This is a genomic window from Corallococcus exercitus (assembly GCF_042231735.1).
Classification (GTDB): Bacteria; Myxococcota; Myxococcia; order Myxococcales; family Myxococcaceae; genus Corallococcus; species Corallococcus exercitus_B.
Genome location: NZ_CP102577.1, coordinates 2,696,843 through 2,721,851, shown reverse-complemented (window position 1 = coordinate 2,721,851; position 25,009 = coordinate 2,696,843). Strand labels below are relative to the sequence as shown.

Genomic DNA, 25,009 nt, shown 5'->3' with positions numbered 1-25,009 from the left:
GCGGACTATAGCGACAGCCCCAGCCGCTGGCGCAGCCGGAAGAAGTCGTCGGTGAGCAGCCACGACAGCAGGGCCTTCAGGTCCGCGCGCTCGCGCACCGCCTGGAGGATGGCTTCGGGGCTCTCCTGCTTGTTGGCCACGATGTTCGGATCCTCGCGCAGCACCATGGTGAGGCCCACGGATGGGTCGCCGCAGACGAGCAGGCCCGCGCGGTCCGCGGAGTAGCCGAGCGCGTCCACCACCGAGGCCACGTCGATCTTCGACTGCTCGGACAGCGTCTGCGCGGGGCCTTCCGAGGCCTTCATCGCCTTGCGGCTGAAGGCCTTCTTGAGCTGCTTCGTCAGCTCGTCGTTGCGCCGGCCCAGGCCGTTGAACTGCGGCACGTGGACGCGGATGGCGTTGCCGAACAGGTCCACCGTCTCTCCCTGCGACGTCTTGGAGAGGACGGCCGTCTTGTTGAGCAGGCCCAGCACCGCCTTGCCGATGAGGAACTTCTGCTCGCGGGCGTTGAAGCGGCGCACGACGTCCTGGCCCACGCACAGGGACAGGGGCTCCGTCGTCTCCAGCTGCAAGAGGCCGCGCCGGGCGAGGTAGACCTCGAACTCGTCCACGCCGAACGTCTGCGCCACCGCGCGCACGGCCTTGAACACGGCCGAGTCCGGCTTGAGCTTGTCCTGCTTCGGGTTGACGCCGAGCATCTCGAACTGCGGCGGGAACACCTTGCCCAGGTGCTCGCCCATGGCGCGCAGGAGCTCCGTCAGCGGGCCGCGCGCGGCCGGGTGCATGAGGACGGTGTCCACGTCATTGGCGGGCAGCGCCTCACGCGGCTCCTGCGGCTGCCGGACGCGGGCCTCCGAGTAGAAGGCCTGCTCCACCTCGTTGGTGGCGCGCATGAAGGTCAGCACCGCGGCCACGGCGAACGCCTTGTCCTGCTGCTTCTGGGCGTCCCACAGCTTGAACAGCGCATGCAGGCTGTCCACGCGCGCGGGGTCCTGGCGCAAGAGCTGCCGGTGCTCCTCGATGGCCAGCGGGTAGCTGGTCATGTCGCGGCCATACAGCTCCGCCAGCGAGGCGCGGGCCTGGAGGTTCTGCGGGTCCTGCTCCACGATCTGCCGGAGGATGACGGTGGCGCGAGCAGGCTCCGCCAGCGGGCCCGCGTAGAAGCTCGCCACGCGGATGCGCAGGGCCACCGCGCGCTTGACGTCCGTGGACGCCGTGGCGGCCGCCTGGGCCTCCAGCATCTGCGCCAGCTCCGGCAGATTGCGCTGCCGCTCGTAGAGGACCACCAGCCGGTCCACCAGCGCGGGCTCGCCCGGCGTCAGCTCCAACGCCTTCTTGTAGAGCGCCGTGGCGGACGCGACGTCGCCCAGGCCCTCGTCATGGATGCGCGCCAGCTCCACGGTGAAGCGAGCACGGGCGTCGTTGGGCAGGTCCTGATCCAACAGCCGCCGCAGGCAGTCCACCGCGCCGCCGAAGTTGCGGCCCTGCGCGTACACCGTGGCCAGGCGCTCCAGCGCCTCCGGGTGGCGGGGCAGGGTGGCCAGCGCCGTCTGCAGGTGCGCGGCCGCGCGGCCCGGATCATTGAGGTGCTGCTGGTAGAGCGCGCCCAGCGTCAGGTGGTGCTGCGCGAGCACGCGAGGATCCCCGCCCTGCTGCACGCGCTGACCGAGCATCTGCGCGGCCTCCGCGTACTGCTGCGCCTCCAGGAGGAGCAGGCCGCGCGTCTCCAGCGCGTCGGGGAAGCCGGGGCGGGCCGCCAGGGCCTTCTCCAGCACCGCGAGCGCACGGGCGCGGTCGCCCAGGGCCACGTTGTGCAGCCGGGCCGCGGTGACGTACGCCGCCGCGGCGGCCTCCACGTCGCGCTGAGCGAGCCGGGCCTCCGCGCGCCGCTCGTGCAGGGCCGCGAGGTCGGAGGAACCGCCGCGCTGCGCGAGCAGCTCCTCCAGGCCGGTGGCCGCGCCCGGGTGCAGCGGGTCGCGCTCCAGCGCCAGGCGGTAGAGGGCCGCGGCGCCGTCGGGGTCGTTGAGCTTCTGGGCCGCGAGCTTCGCGGCGGCGACGAAGCCCTCGATGGCGCTCTTGGTGTCGCGGCTGGCGCGGGCCTCGGTCTCCATCATGGCGCGGGCGGTGGCGAAGTCGCCCCGGCGCACGGCCACGCGGCGGGCGCCCTGGAGCGCGGGGAGGCACTGCGACTGGAGCTCCAGCGCCTGCCGGTACAGCGCGGCGGCCTGCTCCAGGTCGGGGTTCTTCTCCGCCAGCTCGGCGGCGCGCAGGAGCAGCTCCAGCGCCTCGGTGGCGTCGGTGGTGACGGCCAGCCGCATGCCGTACATGCGCGACAGGGCGGCGGTGTCACCGGTCTGGCGCAGCACACGCTCCAGGCTGAAGGCGAGCCGCGCGTCGGAGGGGTCCGCGTCGAACGCGCGCTGGTAGACCTCCAGGGTGCGCTCGGTGGGCGGACCCTTCTCCTGATCCGCGGCGGCCAGGATGCGCAGGGCGCTGGACAGGCGCGGGTCGGTGACGCGCTCGGCGATGCGGGCGCGCAGCTCCGCGCGGCGGGGGCGATCCGACACGCGGATGCGCTCCAGCAGGGTCAGGGCGGTGAGGTTCGCGGGCTCCAGGGCCAGCACGGACTCGCAGCACTGCGCGGCGCGGGACGGCTCCTGGAAGCGGTCCAGGTACAGCCGCGCCAGCTTGAGGTACGCGGTCACCTTGGCCGCGGGCGTCTGGCCCACCTGCGTCTCGCGGTCGAGGATGGACACCAGCTCCTTCACGTTGTCCTGCGCGACGTACAGGCGCTCCAGCGCGCGCAGCGTGGCGGCGTGGCCCGGCGTGAGGCGCAGCACTTCCTGATAGCCGTCGATGGCCAGCTCCGGGCGGCCCAGCTGGTCCTCCCAGATGGCGGCGGCCTGGTACATCGCGTTGGCGCGCTCCAGCGGATCCGTGCGGTTGGCGGCGTCCGCGCGCAGCACCTCCACCAGGCTCTCCCACGCGCCGTGGGCCCGGTGGATGCGGGCCAGCGCGCGCAGCGCCGGGAAGTAGCTGGGCGCCAGCATCAGCGCCTCCTGGTACGACGCCAGCGCCTCGTTCTCCTGCTTGAGGCGGTGCTCGTACAGCTCGCCGATCTTGTAGATGAGCGCGGCGGCCGCGTCGGTGGAGGCCGAGATCTCGGACTCCGCGCGGTACATGTCGATGAGCTTCTCCCAGCGGCCGTCCTGCGCGTACAGCCGGCCCAAGGCCTTGAGCGCGGGCAGGTACGAGGGCGACAGCGCGAGCACGCGCTCATACGCGGTGATGGCGCCCACGCGGTCCTTCAGGTGCTCGTCGAGAATCTCCGCGTTGCGGTGGAGGAGCGACAGGACCTGCTTGGTGTCCCCGGCGAACGACGCCTCCAGGTCGTTGGTCTCCAGCAGCTCGCGGTAGCGGCCGGCGCGCTCGTAGAGGCGGGCCAGGTTGCGCAGCGTGGGCAGGTGATCCGACGCCAGGTCGAGGATGCGCTTCATGCACTCGATGGCGTGGTCGAGGTCGCTCAGGCGGTCCTCGTAGATGACCGCCATCTTGTTGAGCGTGGTGATGACCTGGTCGCGGTCGGACGTCTGGAGCAGGTCCTGCTCGAACATCCCGACGAGCTCGGCGAAGCGGCCCTGGCGCTCGTAGAGGCGGGTGAGGGCCTTCTGCGCGGGGAGGTAGCCCGGCTGGAGCTGGAGGCACGCGTTGTAGCGCGCGATGGCGTCCTCCTGGCGGCCCAGGCGCTCCTCCAGAATCTCGGCCGCCTTGTACATGCGCGCGGCCTTGCCCTTGGCGTCCTCGGCGGCGGTGACCTCCGCGTCGAAGACGGCGACGAGGCCTTCCCAGTTCTGCATCCGGTACGACAGCTTGCCCAGGCCCGCGAGCGCGGCGGCATGGCTGGGGATGCGGGAGAGGATGGCCTGGTAGCGGGCGGCGGCCTCCTGGTCGCGCTTGAGGTCGTCCTCGTACAGCGCGGCGAGGCGCAGGTTGATGGCGACGAGCTCGCTCTCGTCGTTGATGGAGCCCACCCAAGCGAGCAGCACGTCGGCCAGCTCCTCGAAGCGGCCCTGGGTTTCGTAGATGCCGGCGAGCGCGCTGAGGACCAGCGGCTCATGCGGGCTCACGCGCCGGGCGGCGAGCAGCGCGGACAGGGCATCGTCCTTGCGGCCCAGGCGGTCATGGATCTTGGCGATGTGGAGGTACGCGGGAGCGGCCTGGGAGCCCTGGCCCTCGGCCTCGGAGAGGAGGGCGGAGAGCAGCTCATCGGTGCGGCCCTCGCGCTCGGCGACGCGCTTGACGGCGGCCTGGAGCAGCGGGTCGGAGCGGTCGAGCGCGAACGCCTCACGGAACGCCGCGGCGGCGGCCTCCTTCTGCTTGAGGCGCTCCTCCAGGACCATGCCCGCGGAGGTGAGGTAGTGGGCGCGAAGGGACGGAGGAACGACGGCGGCGGCGAGCAGCCGGTAGATCTCCACCAGCGCGCCGGCGTCGTTGCGGGACGCGTAGACGGACTCGAGCTGGGTGAGGAGGGTGACGTCGGTGGGCTTGCGGTCCAGGGCCTGGCGCAGGGCATCCGCGGCGTCGTTGTCGCGGGACAGGCGCTCCTCGAGGATCTGCCCCTTCTCGAAGAGGAGCGAGGCCTGCTGGCGAGGGTCCTCGGAGGCGATGAGCTCCGCGTCGATGAGCTGCACGACCATCTGCCAGTTGCCGACGTCGGCGAAGAGGCGGCGGGCGGCGCGGATGTTGGCGAGGAAGCGCGGCGCCAGCTTGTAGGCGTTCTGGAACGCGACGGCGGCGTTGCGAGGATTCTTGAGCGGCTCTTCCCAGAGCAGACCGACCTCATGGAAGAGGAGGGCGGCGGTCTGCGGCTCGGTGGTGGCGAGCGCCTTGGCCTCGCGCTCCATGGATGCGATGCGCTCGCGGGCATCGTCCTCGGCGCTGGCGGTGGGGACGGGAGCGGGGAGGGTGGTCACGTTCTGGGCCAGTGCCTGGACCGCGCCCGTCGGTTCGGGGACTCCGGGGGGAGGCACCGATGCGGAGGACGAAGGCCGCGTGACGTCATTGCGCTCGCTCATGGAAGCCGGCTCCAGGCACTTTGGAATTGAGAGGGGGAGACTGAACGGGAGTTCGTACCACGCGCTCGGCTGGCCCCTCAACTTCCCGTCTTTCCTGGCGATTTGAGTGCAGGGGAGGCAGGCGGACGGGCGCGTGGCTGGTGCTGGGGCCGGCGTGTGGGAGGCCGTGTTGCTCCGGTGCGGAGGGGCGTGCTTGGCTCCTCACTCCCCGTGAGCCCGCCCCCCGTCGTCGATCCCCCGATTCCTGTCGCCGCGAAGGATCAGGCGGCCCTGGAGAAGTACGTGGGCCACTGCTACTCGCTGGCCCGCTACCAGTCCGCGGACGTGCTCGTGGTGGAGAGCTTCACCGGGGAGAAGCAGCTGTGGGTCAGCCCGCATTACGGGGGCTACCGCAACGCCTGGATCGCCGCCTTCGGGCCTGTGGTCTCAGGGCATGACGTCGACCACATCTACTCGAAGAACCGGGGGAAGATGTACGGGTATGGGTACGTGCGCTGTGCCCTGGTGGACTCGAAAGCCAACCAGCGCAGCGGTGAGTTCGAGTCCCTGATGGGGAAGGTGTTCGAGGCGAACAAGGCCTTCCACGGGAACCAGGCGATGCAGGCGCAGGAGATCCGCTATGCGGACCCGGTGCAGGAGGCGAAGTTGAAGCACCTCGCCTTCAAGCCCAAGGAGGGCTACGCGCCCCTCCAGCGCCAGGGACAGGCCATCCTGTCGGGCTCACGGCTGGTCGGAAAGACGACGCGGTTGACCCCACAGCCGGGGCCGCAGGTCGCCGTGCCCCTGAAGCCCGTGAGCACCACGCCACCGACGGCGGCGACAGTGAAGCCTCAGCTGACGCCAGTTCCCCTGAAGCCATCGCCGCCCGTGCGTCAATTCCAGGTCACGGCCGTGACGCTCCGTCGGATGCCGACCTCGAACGGAATCGAGGTGGTGACGGGGACGAAGTCGTACAACTGGTCCGCCTCGGTCGTGGAGTGGATCATGAGCGGCCTGATCACCGCCGCCAACTACAAGCGCACCCAGGAGAAGCTGGACAAGATCCTCGAGCGAGTCGGGCCGCATCTGCCGAAGAACGGCGGAGTGCTGATCGCGACCGTCTACGAGCAGCCGAACAACGCGGCCCAGTACGGCTACTCCACGGAGCTCTTCCTGTACGCCTACGTCCTGGGCATCGGAGCAACGCCCCAGGAGGCCTACCAGCGCTACCTGGCGGAGACCTCCCGACCGGACTACGCCACGCTGTCACCTGCGGCCAGGAAGAACTGGTCGAAGGTCGAACACCACGTCTGGATCCGGAGCGAGGACCGCTGAGCAGTTCACTCGTCCGCGACGTCCAGCTCCGCGATCAGCCCTGCTGCATCGAACGTGACCTTCCATCGCAGCGTCTGGTCCTTGCCATACACAGCGCGGTAGGTCCGTGACAGATGGTCCGCTGAGTCCTCCAGGAGGACCAGACGGCTCATCCGAGGCATCCCGCCAAGCTGGATGGGCAGCCACTCGTTCAGCTCCACGAGCGCGTCCTTCGCGGACCCGGTGAAGTAGCGGGCCTCCCCCTTGCCCTGGACCAGCGCGGGCAGGAGCTGCTTCAACGTCTCTGTCCGCTCAGGGGCGGCGTCGGGGATGCCGGGCTCGTTCAAGAAAGGCGGAGGTGACAGGTAGAAGTTCGCCACGCCGTGCGCGAGGTTGGGGACCAGCTTCCGCTGGTTCGTCAGCACGACCACGGCCAGCTTGTCGTCCGGGTAGTAGACCGTGTCCGAGAGCGCAGGACCGCCGCTGTGGCCGACCTCGGACCGTCCCCGGTAATGGCCCACGGTCCAGCCCACCGCGAAGCTGCTGGGCTTGCCGTTGTTGAGCGTGGGCGGCGTCCACATGGCGGAGCGCAGTTCTGGCTTCAGGAGCTTGTCGCTCATCAGCGCGGCCACGAACCTGGACATGTCCGTTACGGATGAGAACAGGCCACCGGCGGCCAGCGTGTAGTGCGGATACACGAACCAGTACTGATGCTGGTGGTCCGTGCGCCACTGATAGGTCGCTGAGCGTTCTGGGACCACGTCACTGGTCAGGACAATGTCATTCTCGGTGAGAATGGCTCGGTCGAAGCCGCTGCTCGTCATGCCCAGGGGCGTGAGAATGCGGTCGAGCAGGAGTTGCTGGTAGGGCGCACCACCCACCTTCTCCAGCACCTGGGTGAGGAGGACGAAGTCGTCTGAACCGTAAGCCGCCTTCTCTCCCGGTGCCGACGAGAGTGGGACCTTCTTCGCGGCCTCGACGGCCACCGCAACGCTGGAGACGTCGGCGTTCACGGGCCCGAGTTTCATCCCGGACGTGTGACTCGCGAGCTGAAGGACCGTGATGTCCTTCCACGCCGGAGGACAATCGGCGATGTACTGGCAGGCGCGGTCATCGAGCTTGAGCTTGCCCTGTCCCACGAAGTCCATCAGCAGCACCGCCGTGAACATCTTGGTGCCAGAGGCAATCTGGAACGCCGTGCGGGTGCTGGCAGGCGCGTTCCATTCCAGGTTCGCCTTACCGTAGGCCGCCAGCTTGATCACCTTGCCATCGCGGACCACCGCGACCGCCGCGCCAGGGATGTGATTGCGAGCCATCTCCGCGCGTAGGAACGCGTCCACCTTGTCTGGCGCGCCCCAGGCCAGCTGCGACCATCCCAGCAGGAACAGCAAGCCCCATCGTCGCGTGTTCATGATCAATTCTCTTTGGGGGCGATCGGAAGCCCGAGAAGCGACTCCGTGAAGGCGAAGAGCTTCGAATCATCCGGTCTCAGGTTACTCAGGAGAATGACGGTGCGGCCGTCGTCGAGCACGCGCCAGGAGACGGTGCGATAGGCCCCGCTCGTTCCGTCGTTCGTAGCGACGGTCTGGGCGGCCTGTCCGTTGGCCTCATAGGTCCGGACACGGCCACCCAGGGCATAGGCGGACTCGGGACGCTCGACGGTGAGCAGGGCCTTCCTGGCCGCAGGCGACAGGAGCTTTCCAGAGAGCACGCCGTGGTTCAGGCGCAGCATGTCGTCGGCGGTGCTGTAGAAGCCGCCACCGGTCACGAGGTAGTTCGGGAGCGTGTAGACACGACGCTCCACCTTGGGTGCCAGTGAGCGGTAGCCCAGGGCGAGGCTCGGAACGTTTCCGGCTTCACCCGCAGCAATGCCGCTGTTCACCATGTGCAACGGTTTGAATACAAGCCGCTGGGCGAGCTGTGCATAGGGCTGTCCGGAGACGCGCTCCAGGATGCCCTGAACGAGAATCCAGTTGGTGATGTTGTAGTCAAAGCGCGTGCCCGGCGTGAACACGAGGTCGCCGCTTGCGTACCGGGCTACGGCTTCGGCCTGGGGCCGCGTTTCGCTCTCGATGCTGGAGTCCTTCTTGGCCGCGACCATGAGCCCATTGGGCAGGCCGCTGCCGTGGCTGATCAGATGCCGCAGGGTGAGCTGCTTCCCGGTGTCAGCGCGGTACTCCGGGAGATAGGTGAGGATGGGCTCGTCGAGAGCCAGCTTTCCTTCATCCACCAGCCGCAGGACCACGATGGACGTGAGCCACTTGCTCACTGAGCCCACGAAGAAGCGGCTGTTCCGCGTGAGGGGTTCCTTCGCTTCAGCGTTCTTGACCCCGAACGCCTCCACATACTCGGCACGCGAGCCCTTGCCGACGAGGACGACGCCGTTGAAATGCGTGTCGGCGGCGAACTGCCGGGCTCGTGCCCGGGCCCCGTCCTCCGCACGCGCCGGCAGCGAGACGCAATGGCCGGCAAGCAGCCCCAGTGAGGTCAGCTTGAAGTGATTCACGGACATGAAGTGCCTCGATGTACGGGGCCGGCCTACGGTCAGTCGACTACGACGTACGTCGGGAGACGCCGCCGATTGCATGAGGTCAGCTTTGGGGGAGCACCAGGCCCGCGTGTGGCTGTTCCCTCAACGCCCACCGATCTTCGGGAAGCGCTCGTAGGCTCGCAGGAGCGCTTCCAGGTGCTCTGGCTTGTCGAGATCGAGTGGCGCATCAGTGAGTCGCACGACCCATCCATTCGCCGTACGTCGTGCCCGTGAGAGCAATTCCGCGTCGCGTGAAGGGTCCGGAAATCCGATCGCCCGCGCGGACGCAGCGGACCAGTAATTCAGCCATCCAAGGCGGTGTGGAATTTCAGGCGAGGCGATATCCCAAGGGAGCTTGAGGGCTGGCAGTCCTCGAGGTGGGGATGGAGGCCCCGCCAATGTAGGGGCCGTCTGCTCCGCGATTTCAAATGCAGCCTTGAAGGGTGTGGCATGCCCCCAGAGCGCCTGAGCACCTTCTGCGATGGATTCCAACGCATCCGCAGCAGCGATGGTGTCGAGGGATTCCATCCGAAAGTCGGCGTGGACTTCAAAGTGCGGCGGGCTGCCAGACGAGAGCCCTTCCGGATTCTCCCAGCCTGAAATGGTTACGAGGTTGTTGTCGTCGTCATTGCATAGGAATGGAATGTTGCCGTTCGGCCCGTTGGCAACAACCCACTCGTCGCGGTTGGACAATGGGATGAGGTCTTCCTTCTCGGATGAAGTCCAATTCAAGTGCAATCCGGGAAGTGCTCGCTCCAGTCTGTGAACAATGTCGAGCGCTCGGGCATCGTTGCCCTGGGATGCAGGTGCGTAGACAATCGTGGAGATCTCGTTGGAAGGCATTTCAGCACCAATCCATGATGACGACGCGGAGGGATGGGTCCGCCAACTTCAATGCGATCAAATGCGCTTCGCTGCGCACTCCAATCACGAAGTCATATCCGCACTCCCTGGCAAGCCTGGCTTCGCGCTGCAGTTCGGGCAGTTTCACGGAGATGAAGAACTTTCGGGAGCGAGGCGAGTGCTTTTCGAAGTCGTCCGTCTTGACCTCCCAGAGCGTTCGACGGGATAGCACCAAGGCGTCGTAGTGCTTGCCATTGATGAACACGTTGAAGCCGGGGAAGTTATTGCCCGGAACCTTGTTGGCGCACTCGTTGTGTGGATCATTGCCGCCTCGGGGTGGTCCAGGGACCGGTCTGCACTCTGGGCGGCGATCCCGCTCGAATGGGTCGTTCGGCGCTGGCGGAAACAAGTCCTGTCCCGATGGCTGTGGCTTGGGCTTTCGGTGTGCCGTGGATGCCGGCAAGGCGGGCTTCGTCCAGGGCTCGACGACTTCCACTTCGGGCATGCTCCCCTTCAGTTCGTAGTTGGCGAGCGCTTCCTTGATGGCGACTCCCACCACCAGCACGCCTATGACGATGACGGCGCCCACGGCGATTTCTGGCGCGGCCAGGACACAGAATCCGATGCCCATTGCAGCCGCGCCTGCTGAGGCGACCGCGCACCTTCCCGAAGGGTCGTTGAACCGGATCCGGTCATGGTCGAGCGCCGGAAAGCACCTTTCGACAAGCTCAGACCATGGCTGGGCCGCCTCCCGGACAGCACAGCGTCCCTCATCCGTCCACGGTAGCGCGGCCGCTCGCTGGAGGTTGGTGAGCCTCATGGGCCGGGATGCATGCCCCTCAGGTCTCGGTGCCGGTGTGGCGCACGCGGAGAGAAAGAGCAGAAGCGCAGCGCAGGCCCGCAGTCGCATGGCGACTTTCCTTCCGGCGAGCTGGCGGCTCGCGTGTCACTGCTGACTGGCTCAGTCTGGAAACACCTCCGGACGTCGGCCGGTCCGGAGGTGCCTTGCCCTGCGGAGCTTTCAGGCGGTCGCGGACCGCACGGCCTCACGGATCGCTCCGGACTCCACGAGCGCCGTGACCGCGGAGATGTCGTGATGCAGCTCGCGGTCACGGTCCATGTGCGGAACCTTGCTGCGCACCAGCTCATACGCCGCCAGGACGCCCTTGCCGGGCTTCACCGGCTGACGGAAGTCCAGCGCCTGCGCCGCGACCAGCACTTCAATCGCCAGACACGAACGCGCGAACTCAGACACCTGCCGTCCCTTCAGCGCCGCCGTCATGCCCATGGACACGTGGTCCTCTCGGCCCGCGGAGGAGGGGATGGAGTCCACGGAGGCCGGGTGGCTCAGGATGCGCGACTCGGCCACCAGGGCGGCCGCCGTCACCTGGGCGATCATGAATCCGGAGTTCAACCCGGAGTTCTTCGCCAGGAACGCGGGCAGACCCGACAGGGACGGGTTCACCATCTGCTCCACGCGGCGCTCGCTGATGCTCGACAGCTGCGTCAGGGACATGGCCACCACGTCCATGGCCAGCGAGATGGGCTGACCGTGGAAGTTGCCTCCGGAGATGATGTTCCCCGTGTCCGGGAACACCAGCGGGTTGTCCGTCCCGCTGTTCACCTCCACCTCCAGGATGCGCCTTGCGAAGGCCAGGCCTTCACGCGCGGAGCCGTGCACCTGCGGGATGCACCGGAGGCTGTAGGGGTCCTGCACCTTGCTGCAGTTGACGTGCGTCTCCACCAGCTCGCTGCCCTTCAGAATCCTCCGCAGGTGCTCCGCCACCGCCTTCTGGCCCGCGTGCGGACGCACCGCGTGGATCTCCGGGAGGAACGGCTTGTGGCTGCCCAGCAGGCCCTCCACCGTCATCGCTCCCGCGATGTCCGCCACGTCCGCCAGCAGCTCCGCTCGCAGCTGCGTCAGCGTGCCCACCGCGCACATCGCCTGCGTGCCGTTGATCAGCGTCAGGCCTTCCTTCGCCTCCAGCACCACCGGCTTCAGGCCCGCCTTCTCCAGCGCCTGCTTCGACGGCATCCGCACGCCTTCGAAGAACGCCTCGCCCTCGCCAATCAGCACCAGCGCCAGGTGCGCCAGCGGGGCTAGGTCTCCGGACGCGCCCACGCTTCCCCGCTCGGGGACCACCGGGACCACGTCCCGGTTCAGCATGTCGATGGCCAGACTCAGCGTCTCCATCCGGATGCCGCTGAAGCCCTTCGCCAGCACGTTGGCCCGGAGCAGCAGGAGCACCCGCGCTTCCGGCAGGGGCAGCGGATTCCCCACGCCACAGGCGTGCGACAGGATGAGGTTTCGCTGCAGGTCGCGCAGGTCCTTCCGGTCGATGCGCACCTCCGCCAGCGTGCCGAAGCCCGTGTTGATGCCGTAGGACGGCGTGTCGCCGGCCGCCACCCGGTCCACCAACGTGCGGGAGGCCTGCACCCGCTGCGCGGCTTCGGGGGCGAGCTCCACCGTGACTTCGTGGCGGGAGACCTGGAGGATCTCCTCCAGCTTCAGGGTGTCACCATCGATGAGGAGGCGGGGGCGGGACATGTTCGGGCTACTCCAGGAATGCGGCTTGAAGTCGTTGGGCCACGAACGCTAGCGGATTCGCGGCAGGCAGGTTGAGGGCCCTTTACACCCGGGCCCCGGCGCCCATATAGCCTGCGCCCGTCCGTGCAGGGAGGTCGTGAGCCCCTTGGCCCTCATCGTCCAGAAGTACGGCGGTACCTCGGTGGGTGACACCGAGCGCATGAAGAACGTCGCGCGCCGCTGCCTCGCCGCCCAGAAGGCCGGCCATGACGTCGTCGTCGTCGTGTCCGCCATGTCCGGCGAGACCAACCGCCTGCTCAAGCTCGTGGCGCAGATCACCGACCGGCCCGACGAGCGCGAACAGGACGTCGTCGTCGCCACCGGCGAGCAGGTGTCCATCGGCCTGGTCGCCATGGCCATCCATGCGCAGGGCGGGAAGGCCGTGAGCTTCCTCGGCCACCAGGTGCGCATCGTCACCGACAGCACCTTCTCCAAGGCGCGCATCAAGAGCATCGACGCGGAGCCCATTCGCGCCGCGCTGAAGCAGGGGAAGATCGTCGTCGTCGCCGGCTTCCAGGGCGTGGACGAGACGGGCAGCGTCACCACGCTCGGCCGCGGTGGTTCCGACACGACGGGCGTCGCGCTGGCCGCGGCGCTCAAGGCCGACGCGTGTGAAATCTATACGGACGTCGACGGCGTCTACACCACCGACCCCAACGTGTGCCCGGCCGCGAAGAAGCTGGACCGCATCACCTACGAGGAGATGCTGGAGCTGGCCAGCCTGGGCGCCAAGGTGCTGCAGATCCGCTCGGTCGAATTCGCCATGAAGTACAAGGTGCCCCTGTGGGTGAAGTCTTCCTTCACCGAGGATCCGGGCACGCTCGTCTGCGAGGAGGACGCATCCATGGAGGACGTGCTGGTTCGAGGGGTCGCCTACGACCGGAACGAGGCGAAGATCACCGTGGTCGGCGTGCCGGATCAGCCGGGCACCGCGGCGAAGCTCTTCGGAGCGCTCGACGCGAAGCACATCGTGGTGGACCTCATCGTGCAGAACCCGTCCCGCGACGGGCGCACCGACGTCACCTTCACCGTCGCCAAGTCCGACTTCGCCAAGGCCCACGAGGTCGTGAAGCAGGCCGCGCAGGAAGTGGGCGCCACGGGCATCGAGGTCGATGACGCCATCGCCAAGGTGTCCATCGTCGGCGTGGGCATGCGCAACCACTCGGGTGTCGCGGCGCGGATGTTCCAGACGCTCTCCCAGGAGGGCATCAACATCCAGCTCATCTCCACGTCGGAGATCAAGACGTCCTGCGTGATCCACACGAAGTACACGGAGCTGGCGGTGCGCGCGCTGCACACGGCCTTCGGCCTGGACGCGCCGCCCCCCGTGACGGCCAACCCCACCGTGTCGGAAGTGGACGCGCTGAAGGGGCAGAAGGCCTGAGGCGGTTCGGGCGCACGTCCGCGCTCGCGGCGCTGTCGCTGGGGCTGCTCGCCCTGGGCTTCACGGCCCGGGCGCGGTGGCCGGATGCGCGGCCCTCGCTCGACTGCCCGCCGGAGGCCGTGCGGATGGATGCGACGGGGCTCGCCACGTGCGGCCCGGGGACGGTGCCCACGGGGAGCCAGGCGCTCGCGCTGGGGCTCAAGCTGGACCTGAACGCGGCCTCCGAGTCCGAGCTGGCCCTGTTGCCCGGGGTGGGCCGTGACCTGGCCAAGCGGCTGGTGTCCGCCCGCGAGGAGCAGGGCCGGTTCGTGAGCTGGGAGGACGTGGACGCGGTGCCCGGCGTGGGCGCTGCCAAGTTGGAGACCCTCCGGGCAGCCACCGTGCTGGACCCGGCGGCGGCCAATGGGAGCGTGTGGTAAGGACGGCCGGTGCAGATCGCCTGCCCGCAATGCTCGATGCAGTACGTGCTGGATGCCCGACTCCTGCCGCCTGGCGGCGCTTCGGTGCAGTGCACGCGGTGTGGCCATGTGTTCATGGCTTCGCCCACTGGCGTCATGGCTCCCGCGCCGAAGATTCCCCCGGCGGGTGGGGGAGACCGGGCGGGGGCGAAGTCGTCCACGCAGATCTTCGGCGGTGAGAGCAGCGCCGGCCTGAAGGCCACGAACCTGTTCGCGGGCTCGACCACGGCGTCCGGTTCCTTCGTTCCGCAGCCGACGCCGCCTTCGGGGGCGGTGTCTTCGTCCGGCGTGGTTCCTCCGCCACCGTCCATCGCGCCGGTCGCCGCGCAGGCCCGGCCCCCGGTGGCGCCCGCGCCGTCCGGCACGCTGCCTCCGGCGATGGGCGCCACGCGTGCCTTTGGCGCGGTGGGGCCCGAAGCGGGAGCGCCTCCCGCGGCGGCGGCGGGGCAGGGCGCGGCTCCTGGCGCGACCACGCGCGCGTTCGGTGCGGCCTCCCCGTCGTCCTCGGGTTCGTTCCGGCTGTCGGAGCCGGGGACTTCCGCGGCCGGGAACTCGACGCGTGCGTTCGGTGCGGTGTCGGGTCCTTCAGGTTCGCAGGGGCCCGAGGCGGGCGGCTCCACCCGCGCGTTCGGCGCGGTGTCGGGTCCTCCGGCTTCCGGTGCCGCCGATGGGGGTCCTGGCTCGACGCGTGCGTTTGGCGCGGTCTCCGGAGCCACGGCCGCGGCCGCCGGTGGGGTCGAACCCCCCGGTTCGACGCAGGCGTTCGGTGCGGTGGCCGGCCCTTCGGAGCCCGCTGCTTCCCGTTCCCGGTCCTTCGAGAACATCTCGCCCTCGGGTGACTCGGAGAATCCGCCCTGGTCCGCCGCTGGTGGCTCGCGCCCCAAGCTCGTTCCGGACGGCCACGGCGACGCGCCCTGGGCGACGGCCGTGCCGACCGCGACCGTCTCCCTGCCCGACGACGACGCGCCCTTCGCTCGCACCGAGCCTTCCAAGGCCGCGCCACCGCCTCCCGGCGCATCGCTGCTCGGGAGCGGCCTGGACCGGCCCCTTCCTTCGCGGAAGCCCTCCAGCGACCTGCCTCCGGAGCTGCTCGGGGCGGCCGCCCGCACCGGCTCCGTGGTGGTCGAGGACGGCGAGAGGCGGTCCTCCCCGCTGAGCCGGGTGCTCCTCGTGCTCGCGGTGCTCGCGGGCATCGCCCTGGCCGGGTACCTGGCGTATCCCGCCTTCCGCGACCGCAATTCGGCCATGCCCGAGGAGGCCGTGGAGAAGAAGGGTCGAGCCGTGAACGCCCTGCGCCGCGATGACGCGGCCGCGCGCGAACAGGCCATCCAGGACCTCAAGGGCCTGGCCACCGCCCACCCGAAGTACGCCGAGGTCCAGGCCGAGCTGGCCGTGGCCTACACCCTCCAGCTGAGCGACCTGCACGCGCAGTTCGACCAGCTGCGCATCCAGGCGGAGCAGCTCAAGCGGCAGCGCGACGAGGTGAACGCCGCGAAGTCGTCACCGGGTTGGATGGGCGAGGCGAACGCCCTCCGCGCGGAGATGACCGAGGTCGAGCGCGACATGGGGCCGCTGCGCACGGACATCGCCGAGCGGCGCAAGGTGCTCGACGCCCTGGTGGAGAGCCTCCGGGCCGCTCCGGACGTGGAGCCCGCCGCCACCGTCGCCGCGCGCCTCAAGGCCCAGGCCCTCTACGCCGCGGTGACGGGGGCCTCCAACGCCCTGGGCCTCGCGGAACGCCTGCGCCAGGCGGAGCTCACGCCCTCCTGGAGCGTCGTGGCCCGCGCCGAGTTCGCCCTCAGCTCCGGCTCTCCCGCCACCACCCTCCAGGCCGTCTCCGAGGAGCTGGGCGCGCTGCGCACCCAGGACCGGACCTTCCTGCGTCCCTACGCCCTGGGCGCCCGGCTGGCCGTCCGCCAGAACGACCCGGACACGGCCCGGAACCTGCTGAACGAGCTGCTGGCGCTCAATCCGAAGCACGAGCTGGCGAAGCGCATGCTCGCCCAGCTCCCCGCCGCTGACGCCACGCCCTGAAGCGTTGACCGGATCACCTCCGGATCACCCTGGAGAAACTCCAGTCCTCCCCAGGGGCTTGCTGGCTCTCTCGCCCTGAAGTCCCTCTGAACGTCCAGGCACGCGCCTTGCTTTGTCTCTGGGCGTCGAGGACTCGGGGTTGGGAGGGTGGTCGATGGCGGAGGTCTTCTTCTGGTGCGCGGCGCTCGCGCTGGTGCACACGTATTTTCTCTATCCCTTGAGCCTGTTCGCCCTGGAGGGCGCGGCCCAGGTCTTCCAGAACCTGCGCAAGGTGCGCTCGGGTGAGGCCGTCCGGACGGGCGCCAGGGCCGGGCCGCTGCCTTCGGTGAGCCTGGTGGTGGCCGCCTACAACGAGGCGAGCTGCATCGAGTCGAAGCTGGAGAACAGCCTGGCGCTGGACTACCCGGCGGACCGCTTCGAGGTCGTCATCGGCTCGGATGGCTCCACGGACGGCACGGACGGGCTCGTGCAGAAGTGCACGGACCCGCGCGTGCGGCTGTCGCCCGCGCCCCGCGCCGGCAAGACGACGGTGCTCAACCGCTGCATCCCGTCCGCGCACGGCGACATCGTGCTCCTGTCGGACGCGAACACGATGATCGACCCGGACGCGGTCCGGAAGATCGTCCGCCACTTCGAGGACCCGGAGGTCGGCGCGGTCTGCGGCAAGCTGCGCCTCTACAACCCCACGAAGCAGGACTACGAGGAGAGCGCGTACTGGAGCTACGAGTCCCTCATCAAGATGTACGAGGGCAAGCGCGGCGCGGTGGTGGGAGCCAACGGCGGCCTCTACGCCATCCGGCGCTCGCTCTTCACGCAGCTGCCGCCGTCCACCATCGTGGATGACTTCGTGATTCCGCTGCGCATCCTGGAGAGCGGCTACAAGGTCGTCTACGAGGAGGCCGCCGTCGCCCACGAGGAGACGACGGAGGACTACGGCAAGGAGTTCGGCCGGCGCGCGCGCATCGCGGCGGGCAACTTCCAGAGCCTGCGCCTCGTGCCCGGGCTGCTGCTGCCCACCGCGGGCTTCCCCGCGTTCGCCTTCTGGTCGCACAAGCTCTTGCGCTGGTGCGCTCCCGCGCTGATGGCGGCGGCGCTCGTCGCGAACCTGTTCCTGCTCGACAGCACCTTCTACCGCTTCACGCTGGGCGCGCAGCTGGGCTTCTACGCCCTGGCGTACCTGGGCCGCTCCGGGGTCTTCAAGAGCGGCGCCGCGAAGAAGGCCACGTCCATCGCGTACTACTTCGTGACCATGAACATGGCGATCGCCGTGGGCTTCTGGCGCTTCCTGCGCAACTCGCAGCGCGCCGCGTGGGACCGCACCGCCCGCGTGCCGACCTCCACGTCGACCTGACCTTCACCTGTTTGGCAGTCCAGGCCCGTCGGTTCCCCGCGGCGCTCCGGCTGGTTCCGGAAGCGCACGGATGGAATCGACGGGCTTTCCTTTTGGGCCCTACGGCTTGAGCCCTACCGGGCCGCGACCGCCATGGGCTTCGTCGTACCGGAGGGCAGCACGCTGCCGAACGCGGCGAAGAGCTGGCCGGTGAGCACGTTCGAGTGGCCGGGGCCGGGGTTTCGCAGCATGTCGTTGAGCACCTCGCCCGTCTTCGGATCGCGGGGCAGGTGGGGGCGCGCCAGGTTCATCCGGTAGCGCACCACGCCGCGCTTCACGCGGTGGATGACCGTGACGGTGCCGTCCGCGTCCACGCCGTCCACCAGCCCCACGTGGGTGAGGCCGTCGTTGCGCCGGCCGTCGCGGTTCTGGTCATACGTCTCGCGGAAGAACACCAGGTCGCCCGGCACGGGGCGTCCGTCCGTGTACACGCGGCCGTTCGCCCGGGCGTAGCGGTAGAGCGCGGTGACGCCGTTGTCCCCGGGCTTCAGCGTGCCCCGGAACTTCACGCCCGCCTGGGCGTACGTGGCCTCGATGAGCGCCGTGCAGTCCGCCGGGTAGCGCCGGCCGTTCACCTTCACCGTGGACTGGCCCACCAGGGCGCGCGCCGTGGCCAGCACGCGCTCGCGCGGGTTGCCCGTGGGGGCGGGGCTGACGGGCGTCTGCTTCGCGGGCGTGACGGTGGGGCGCGGCTTCGCGGGGGCCCTGGCGGGGGCAGGGGCCTTCGCCACCGCCGGGGCCTTTCTCGGAGTGGGGGCCTTCTTCGCGGGGGCGCGGGGGCTCTCGCGGACCGCGACCTCCGAGGACAGCGCGGCGCGCGGGAAGGCCGGCGGGGAGGCGGAGCGGTAGCGCACCGGATCCGCCGCCACCCAGGCGCCCACGGGGGACCCGGTCGCACAGCCCGTCGTCATCGCCAGCATCGCCATCCATGCGCCCAGCTTCATGGCCACCTCGTCCTGTAGCGTCCTGGGACAGAGGCTCCCTCCGCTGGCGCGTGTAGGCAAGAAAACCACCCAGGCAACCGGGCGGGGCGGCTCGGGTTTTCGACGGGGGACGGGTGGGGTATTGCTGGAGGGGAATGCCCACCTTCCGCCGCGCCCTCGCCCTCCTGCTCCTGGCCACCGGTTGCTCGCACACGACCTTTGAACGGGCCAGCGAGCTGGACACCGTGCAGGCCTACCAGGACTTCCTGCGAGAGAACCCGGATGATCCCGAGGCCACGACGGCCCAGGGGCGCATCGAGGGGCTGGAGTTCGACGAGGCGAAGCGGCTGCACTCGGTCATCGCCTACAAGCGCTTCCTGGAGACGTACCCGGACGCGACGCAGCGGCGGATGGCGAAGTCGCTGCTGGAGGGCCTGCGCTTCAACGCGGCGAAGGAGGCGGACACGGAGGCCGGGTGGCGGCAGTTCCTCGCCGAGCACCCCGACGGCACCCACCGCGACGAGGCGCGCGCCCGGCTGCAGGCGGCCCAGGAGCGCGACGTCCAGACGACCACCGACCTCAAGCGCGTGACGCAGCTCCTCCAGGGAGAGGCCGCCGGCGCCCGCCGCGAGGAGCTGGAGCGCAAGCTGGACGACGAGTCCTTCGCCCAGGCGGGTGACGCCGGGAAGCTCTTCGCCTACCTGCGCGACTTCCCCGCGGGCGCGCACCGCGAGGAGGTCCGCGTCAAGCTGCTGGAGCTGGAGGTGGAGGGGCTGCTCGTCTCCGGCCTGGTGGACGAGGCCGAGGCGAAGGTGAAGACCCATCCGCTGGGGCCGAAGCTCACGGCCTTCCCCGCGCGCCTGGCCCGGGCCCGCGCCGAGCAGGGCGCCCTGGCCCGCACCGAGCCCGCCGCCCGCGCGATGCAGGCGGGCCACTACCTGCGCGACCTGGAGGACCTGAAGCGCGCGCTCGTGGCGCCGGATCCGCTGGACCGCTGGCAGGCGGCGGAGGAGCTGGGCCAGCACGTCTCCGTGCGCGCGGTGGATCCGCTGCTGGAGGCGCTGCGCACGGCGCGCAACCCGCTGATCCGCCAGAACGCGCTCCTGTCGCTGCGCTCGGTGCTCTCCGCGCTGCCCGCCCCCGTGGCCGCGTACGAAATCGCCGTGCGGCTGGAGTCCCTGCGCGAGCGCGCCAGCAGCCCGGAGCTGTACATCACCGTCGCGGCGCTCCTGGACCTGAGCGGCCAGGTGGAGCAGGCCGCCAGCCAGTACCAGCGCGTCTATGAGTCCGGCGGCACGGATCCGCTGGTGCTCTGGCGCTGGGTGCAGCTGCGCGAGCAGCGCCATCAGGCGTTCTCCTCCGCGGTGGCCGCCCGGCAGCTCGCGGTGTGGGCGCAGACGACCGCGCGCGAGGAGACCGTGTCCGCGGAGGGTGGGGTGCCCCTGGCGTCGGCCCGGCAGCTCTGCGCGGCGGTGGTGGACGCGCGCTTCGCGGCCCAGGCCATCGCGCGGGTCCGCAACCAGAAGACGGAGTTCCCGGAGGACCTGGACACCTTCGAGCGGACCGCCCAGGACGCCGTGCGGCTCGCGGAGGCGAAGCTCGCGGACGCGGAGCTGCTCCTGCGCCAGCAGCACCCCGGCGTCCGCACCTGCGCGGATCAGCAGGTCTCCGAGCGCCTGTCGCAGGGCGTGAAGGAGCGCACCCAGGCGCTCCAACAGGCCGCGAGCGCGAAGCTGCCCAAGCCCGTGGGCACGCTGCTGCTGGAGCTGGCCCGCGAGAGAGATCCCTCTCCGGAGGTCCGCGCCGCGGCGGCCTCCCGGTTGGCCGGATCCACCCCTCCCTGAGACGGACTGGCGCGCGCGGTCGCGGCGGTTAGAGTCCCAGCCCCCCATGGCCGCCCCCCTGCCGTTGAGCCACGCCGTCCCCGCCGGAGCGCCCTCGCGCCGTCTGGACCTGGACGGCGCGCTCAACGACGAGCAGCGCGCGGCGGTGGAAGCAGGGGAGGGGCCCGTGCTCGTGATCGCCGGGGCGGGCTCCGGCAAGACGCGCACGCTCACGTACCGCGTGGCGCGCATGCTGGAGCGGGGCGTGCCGCCGTCCTCGCTGCTGCTGCTCACGTTCACCAACAAGGCCGCGCGCGAGATGATCCGCCGCGTGGAGGAACTGGCCGGCGGCTTCGCGGACGTGGGCAGCCTCCTGGGCGGCACCTTCCACCACGCGGCGCACGTGCTCCTGCGCCAGCACGCGGGGGCGCTGGGCTTCTCCACCGGCTTCACGGTGCTAGACCGCGAGGACGCGCGCGACCTGATGGCCACGTGCCTCGCGGAGCGGAAGCTGAAGAGCGACAAGCGCTTCCCGCGCCCGGACGCGCTGCTGGACCTGGTCTCCCTGGCCACCAACCTCCAGCAGCCCGTGTCGCAGGTGCTGGTGGACCGGCGCCGGGAGCTGCTGCCCGTGGCCCCCGAGATCTTCGCCACCGCGCGCCGCTTCCAGCAGCGCAAGGCCCAGCTGCACCTGATGGACTACGACGACCTGCTCGCGCACCTGAAGCGGCTGCTGGAGGACCATCCGTCCATCCGCGCGGAGCTCACCGGGCGCTTCCAGGGCGTGCTCGTGGACGAGTACCAGGACACCAACCGCCTCCAGGGCGACCTCGTGGACCTGCTCGTGGGCGAGCGCAGGAACCTCACCGTCGTGGGCGACGACTGCCAGTCCATCTACAGCTTCCGGGGCGCGGAGTTCACCAACATCATCGACTTCCCCCAGCGCTACCCCGGCTGCGGCATCTACCCGCTCACGCGCAACTACCGCTCCACGCCCCAGGTGCTGCGGCTGGCCAACGCCGTCATCGCGCACAACACGCGCCAGTTCCCCAAGGCGCTCGTGTCCGACGGCGCGCCCGGCGCCGTGCCCCAGGTGGTGCCCACCCGCGACGTGAAGGCCCAGGCCGCCTTCGTCTCCGAGCGCGTCCTGGAGCTGCGCGCCCAGGGGCACCGGCTGGAGTCCATGGCGGTGCTGTACCGCGCCCACCTGCACTCGCGGGAGCTCCAGCTGGAGCTGGCGCGCCACGGGCTTCCGTTCCGCGTGCGCTCCGGGGTGCGCTTCTTCGAGCAGACCCACGTCAAGGACGCGCTCGCCCACCTGCGATGGGCGCACAACCGCCCGGACGAGCTGGCCTTCAAGCGGCTCGCGCGGAAGCTGCCCGGCGTGGGCACCGCCAGCACCGAGCACCTGTGGACCGCCCTGGCCGCGCTGCCCCCGGAGCTGTCCCTGCCGGACGCGCTGGCCCACCCGGACGTGCAGGCCCAGGTCCCGAGCAAGGCGCGGGCGGGCTTCCAGCGCTTCCAGGCGCTGATGACCGCCCTGTCCGCCGGAGGGCCCCGGAACCCGGGCGCGCTGCTCGCGGATGTGCTGGCGGCACGCGAGCCCCCGGCCACCCCGGACGGGGAGGATCCCCGCGCGGAGGACCTGCGCCAGCTCCAGGAGTTCGCCGGCCGCTTCGAGGACGTGCCCCGCTTCCTGTCCGACATCGCCCTGGTGTCCGAGTTCTCCGCGAAGGCCGCCCTGGACGGCGAGCCGCCCGACGACGCGCTCACCCTCACCACGGTCCACCAGGCCAAGGGGCTGGAGTGGCGGACCGTCTTCGTGCTGGGGCTCGTGGACGGGCGCTTCCCCCTGTCCCAGGCCACGCGCGACCCGGAGGACGAGGAGGAGGAGCGCCGCCTCTTCTACGTCGCCATCACCCGGGCCCGGGAGGCGCTGTGGCTCGTGTACCCCCACACCTCGCTGCCCCGGGAGGACGGACGGCTGCTGCTCACCCCGTCGCGCTTCCTGGCCGAACTGCCGGCCGGTCCTGACGCGGTGTGCGAAACCCTCCCGCCCCCGGAACCCGACGGGCCCATCCGCCTGCGCGACCTGGGGCCCGATCCAGACCGGGAGCTGTAACCGCCCGGGCTGGAATCAGCCCCCCTGGTGGGCGGGCTGGCCAGAACTACAGTCAGGGAGGAAGCATCCGCCTAGAAACGCGCACGCGACGGCTCGACGTGCTAGAGAGTGAGGACGGGCGCGGCCTCCCCCTGAGCTGCGGACGTTGACCTTCATGGCGGACAGACCTCGCATCGTCGGGATTGACCTGGGCACCACCAACACCCTGGTGGCGTCCGTGCGCAACCGCATCCCGAAGATCGTCCCCACGGATCGCGGCAACCTCATCCTGCCCTCCGTGGTCGCGCTGTCCGCCAAGAACGACCTGCTGGTGGGCGGCGTGGCCAAGGATCAGATGGTCACCAACCCCAAGAACACGCTCTGGGGCACCAAGCGGCTGATCGGCCGCAAGTACCATTCGAAGGCGGTGGAGGACCTCAAGGGGTACTTCCCCTACGACATCGTCGAGGACCCCAACGGGGACGCCGCCGTGACGATGGGCGGCAAGCTCTACACGCTGCCGCAGATCTCCAGCTTCGTGCTGTCGCAGCTGAAGACCATCGCGGAGCAGTTCCTGGGCGGCCCCATCGACGCGGCCGTCATCTCCGTCCCGGCCTACTACAACGACAACCAGCGCAACGCGGTGAAGGAAGCCGGGCGCCTGGCCGGCTTCGACGTCAAGCGCATCGTCAACGAGCCCACCGCCGCGGCGCTGGCCTACGGCTTCAACCGGGGCCTGGATCAGAAGGTCCTCGTCTATGACCTGGGCGGCGGCACCTTCGACGTCAGCGTGCTGCACCTGGCCGGCAACGTCTTCGAGGTGCTGGCGACGGGCGGCGACTCCTTCCTGGGCGGCGCGGACTTCGACAACCGCATCATGGAGTACGTGCTGGAGCGCTTCCGCGACGAGACCAAGGTCGACCTGACCGAGAGCCCCATCGCCCTCCAGCGCATCAAGAACGCCGCGGAGGCCGCGAAGATCGACCTGACGCTGATTCCCAACGTCGTCATCGACCTGCCGTACATCGAGGAGCGCAAGGGCAAGCCGTTGGATCTGCGCATCCCGCTGACCCGCGACTACTTGAACAACCTCACCGGCGACCTGGTGGACCGCACCTTCGACATCTGCGACCGCGTGCTCGCGGAGAAGGGCATCAGCCGCTCGGAGATCGACGAGATCATCCTGGTGGGCGGCCAGAGCCGCATGCCGCTGGTGCAGCAGAAGATCCAGGCCCACTTCGGCAAGGCCCCGCGCAAGGGCGTGCACCCGGACGAGTGCGTGGCCCTGGGCGCGGCGCTGCTGGGCGACTCGCTGGGCAGCATCGACGCGGTGACGCTCCTGGACGCGCTGTCCATGCCCATCGGCTACGCGATGCCCAACGGCCGCGTGAAGCGCATCATCGAGAAGAACTCGCTCATCCCGATGGTGAAGAGCTTCCGCCTGCCGCCGCCGCAGCAGCCGGGTGCGCCCTTCATCGAGCTGGACATCTACCAGGGCGACAGCGACCTGATGGTGGACAACGAGTACCTGGGCACCGTCCGGGTGCCGGCCGCCGCCGCGGGCCGGAAAATCGACTTCCGCCTCACCGAGGAGTGTCTCCTCCAGGTGCAGGTGGAGGACGCGAGCGGCATGTCGCGCAAGGTGGATCTGGCCACCCGTGACACGCCCGAGCAGTTGAAGAAGGCCCTGCAGGAAGTCGCCTCGCGCAACGCGCAGGCCGCCCCGTCGAGCAGCAGCGGGGCGAGCAACGACGACCGTGGGCTCTTCTCCAGCATCAAGAGCATCTTCCGTAGGGGGTAGGGAGGCGCGATGCCGAAGTTTCCGTCGAAGGAATGGCTGGACGAGGCCGTCCGGCTCACCAATGCAGACCCGGAGTGCGCCATCGCCGGCAAGGGCTGGAAGGGCGACTTCGGGGCCATCATCGAGGCGGAGAAGGGCAAGCTGGACAAGCCCTTCGTCGTCCACGTGGAGCCCGGCGACTGCAACATCAAGCGGGCCCGGGTGCTGTCGGATCCGGACGACCTGGACGAGCTGGAGCCGGTGTACCTGGCCCGCGCGCCCTATTCCGTCTGGAAGCAGCTGCTCCTGGGCACGCTGGACCCGGTGGAGGCCGTGCTCAAGCGCCGCATCTCCATGCGGGGGGACCTGCAGCCCCTCATTGAACGCATGCGCTACAAGGGCATCGCGGACCGCGTCTTCGCCGCGCTGAAGACCGAGTTCCCCGACGGCCCCTGAGGCCAGAGGACCGCCACCATGGGCATCCGGGATGACTTGAAGAAGCAGGCGCTGGGGCTGTCCAGCATGGCCATGGAGAAGCTCATGGCCGACGAGAAGCGCGCCCTGGCCGTGGCCCAGGCCATTGGCCGGGTCCAGCGCGGGAAGCAGGCCCTGGACCGCGGCCAGGAAGAGGTCATGAAGGCCCTGCACTTCGCGCCGAAGGGGGACTTCAAGGCCGTGGGCAAGCAGCTCGCGGGCCTCAAGCGCCGCCTGCGCGAGCTGGACGAGAAGCTGGAGGCGCTGTCGGAAGAATCCTCCTAGAAAAGGCGTTGACACCCACGCGCACGAAT

The 25,009-nt window shown here is 69.7% G+C and carries 17 protein-coding genes and 1 pseudogene; 11 read left to right on the top strand and 7 right to left on the bottom strand.

Features of this window, described 5'->3' with window-relative positions; genetic code table 11:
• Positions 1 to 5: 5 nt before the first annotated feature.
• A complete protein-coding gene (locus NR792_RS10185; RefSeq protein ID WP_375759862.1) occupies positions 6 to 5,075 on the bottom strand; it encodes a tetratricopeptide repeat protein in 5,070 nt (1,689 codons plus the stop codon).
• A gap of 210 nt (positions 5,076 to 5,285) precedes the next feature.
• On the opposite strand from NR792_RS10185, the gene NR792_RS10180 reads away from it, so the two are divergent.
• Positions 5,286 to 6,389, top strand: coding sequence for a hypothetical protein (locus tag NR792_RS10180; protein ID WP_375759861.1), 1,104 nt, complete (start codon positions 5,286 to 5,288; stop codon positions 6,387 to 6,389).
• A 5-nt stretch (positions 6,390 to 6,394) separates the two neighbouring features.
• Here NR792_RS10180 and NR792_RS10175 read toward each other — a convergent pair whose 3' ends face one another.
• The 5 genes from NR792_RS10175 to hutH all read right to left on the bottom strand — a co-directional run bounded on the left by NR792_RS10175 (position 6,395) and on the right by hutH (position 12,289).
• Positions 6,395 to 7,780 carry a serine hydrolase domain-containing protein gene (locus NR792_RS10175; protein WP_375759860.1) on the bottom strand — a complete coding sequence of 462 codons (1,386 nt, stop codon included), beginning with the start codon at positions 7,778 to 7,780 and terminating at the stop codon, positions 6,395 to 6,397.
• 2 nt (positions 7,781 to 7,782) lie between these two features.
• A complete protein-coding gene (locus NR792_RS10170) occupies positions 7,783 to 8,880 on the bottom strand; it encodes a serine hydrolase domain-containing protein (protein ID WP_375759859.1) in 1,098 nt (365 codons plus the stop codon).
• 120 nt (positions 8,881 to 9,000) lie between these two features.
• Entirely contained in the window at positions 9,001 to 9,741 is a 741-nt protein-coding gene (locus tag NR792_RS10165; protein WP_375759858.1) for a DUF5953 family protein, read from the bottom strand.
• A 1-nt stretch (position 9,742) separates the two neighbouring features.
• Positions 9,743 to 10,561, bottom strand: a complete 819-nt coding sequence (locus NR792_RS10160) for a DUF6310 domain-containing protein (protein WP_375759857.1) — start codon at positions 10,559 to 10,561, stop codon at positions 9,743 to 9,745.
• A gap of 201 nt (positions 10,562 to 10,762) precedes the next feature.
• Complete coding sequence (gene hutH / locus NR792_RS10155; protein ID WP_375759856.1) at positions 10,763 to 12,289, bottom strand: histidine ammonia-lyase; 1,527 nt, start codon at positions 12,287 to 12,289, stop codon at positions 10,763 to 10,765.
• Positions 12,290 to 12,434: 145 nt separating this feature from the next.
• Here hutH and NR792_RS10150 point away from each other — a divergent pair, with 145 nt between their 5' ends.
• The 5 genes and pseudogenes from NR792_RS10150 (at position 12,435) to NR792_RS10130 (ending at position 17,555) form a co-directional block, all read left to right on the top strand.
• Positions 12,435 to 13,712: an aspartate kinase gene (locus NR792_RS10150; RefSeq protein WP_375761598.1), complete on the top strand. Its 1,278-nt coding sequence runs from the start codon at positions 12,435 to 12,437 to the stop codon at positions 13,710 to 13,712.
• 125 nt (positions 13,713 to 13,837) lie between these two features.
• Positions 13,838 to 14,131: a ComEA family DNA-binding protein gene (locus NR792_RS10145; RefSeq protein WP_375759855.1), complete on the top strand. Its 294-nt coding sequence runs from the start codon at positions 13,838 to 13,840 to the stop codon at positions 14,129 to 14,131.
• A 9-nt stretch (positions 14,132 to 14,140) separates the two neighbouring features.
• Positions 14,141 to 14,239: pseudogene (locus tag NR792_RS10140) on the top strand (zinc-ribbon domain-containing protein); the annotation flags it as partial.
• 6 nt (positions 14,240 to 14,245) lie between these two features.
• Positions 14,246 to 16,204, top strand: coding sequence for a hypothetical protein (locus NR792_RS10135; RefSeq protein WP_375761775.1), 1,959 nt, complete (start codon positions 14,246 to 14,248; stop codon positions 16,202 to 16,204).
• Between the two features lie 154 nt (positions 16,205 to 16,358).
• Positions 16,359 to 17,555, top strand: a complete 1,197-nt coding sequence (locus NR792_RS10130) for a glycosyltransferase family 2 protein (RefSeq protein ID WP_375759854.1) — start codon at positions 16,359 to 16,361, stop codon at positions 17,553 to 17,555.
• Positions 17,556 to 17,668: 113 nt separating this feature from the next.
• Here NR792_RS10130 and NR792_RS10125 read toward each other — a convergent pair whose 3' ends face one another.
• Complete coding sequence (locus NR792_RS10125) at positions 17,669 to 18,538, bottom strand: CHAP domain-containing protein (protein WP_375759853.1); 870 nt, start codon at positions 18,536 to 18,538, stop codon at positions 17,669 to 17,671.
• Positions 18,539 to 18,672: 134 nt separating this feature from the next.
• Between NR792_RS10125 and NR792_RS10120 the strand changes: the two genes are divergently transcribed.
• The 5 genes from NR792_RS10120 to NR792_RS10100 all read left to right on the top strand — a co-directional run bounded on the left by NR792_RS10120 (position 18,673) and on the right by NR792_RS10100 (position 24,980).
• A complete protein-coding gene (locus tag NR792_RS10120; protein ID WP_375759852.1) occupies positions 18,673 to 20,361 on the top strand; it encodes a HEAT repeat domain-containing protein in 1,689 nt (562 codons plus the stop codon).
• Between the two features lie 46 nt (positions 20,362 to 20,407).
• Positions 20,408 to 22,462, top strand: coding sequence for an ATP-dependent helicase (locus tag NR792_RS10115; RefSeq protein WP_375759851.1), 2,055 nt, complete (start codon positions 20,408 to 20,410; stop codon positions 22,460 to 22,462).
• A gap of 154 nt (positions 22,463 to 22,616) precedes the next feature.
• Positions 22,617 to 24,242 (top strand): Hsp70 family protein, encoded by a 1,626-nt coding sequence (locus NR792_RS10110; protein ID WP_207050902.1) that lies wholly within the window; start codon positions 22,617 to 22,619, stop codon positions 24,240 to 24,242.
• Positions 24,243 to 24,251: 9 nt separating this feature from the next.
• Complete coding sequence (locus NR792_RS10105) at positions 24,252 to 24,677, top strand: hypothetical protein (RefSeq protein WP_375759850.1); 426 nt, start codon at positions 24,252 to 24,254, stop codon at positions 24,675 to 24,677.
• An 18-nt stretch (positions 24,678 to 24,695) separates the two neighbouring features.
• On the top strand, positions 24,696 to 24,980 hold the full coding sequence (locus NR792_RS10100) for a hypothetical protein (RefSeq protein ID WP_375759849.1): 285 nt from the start codon (positions 24,696 to 24,698) through the stop codon (positions 24,978 to 24,980).
• Positions 24,981 to 25,009: the final 29 nt, after the last annotated feature.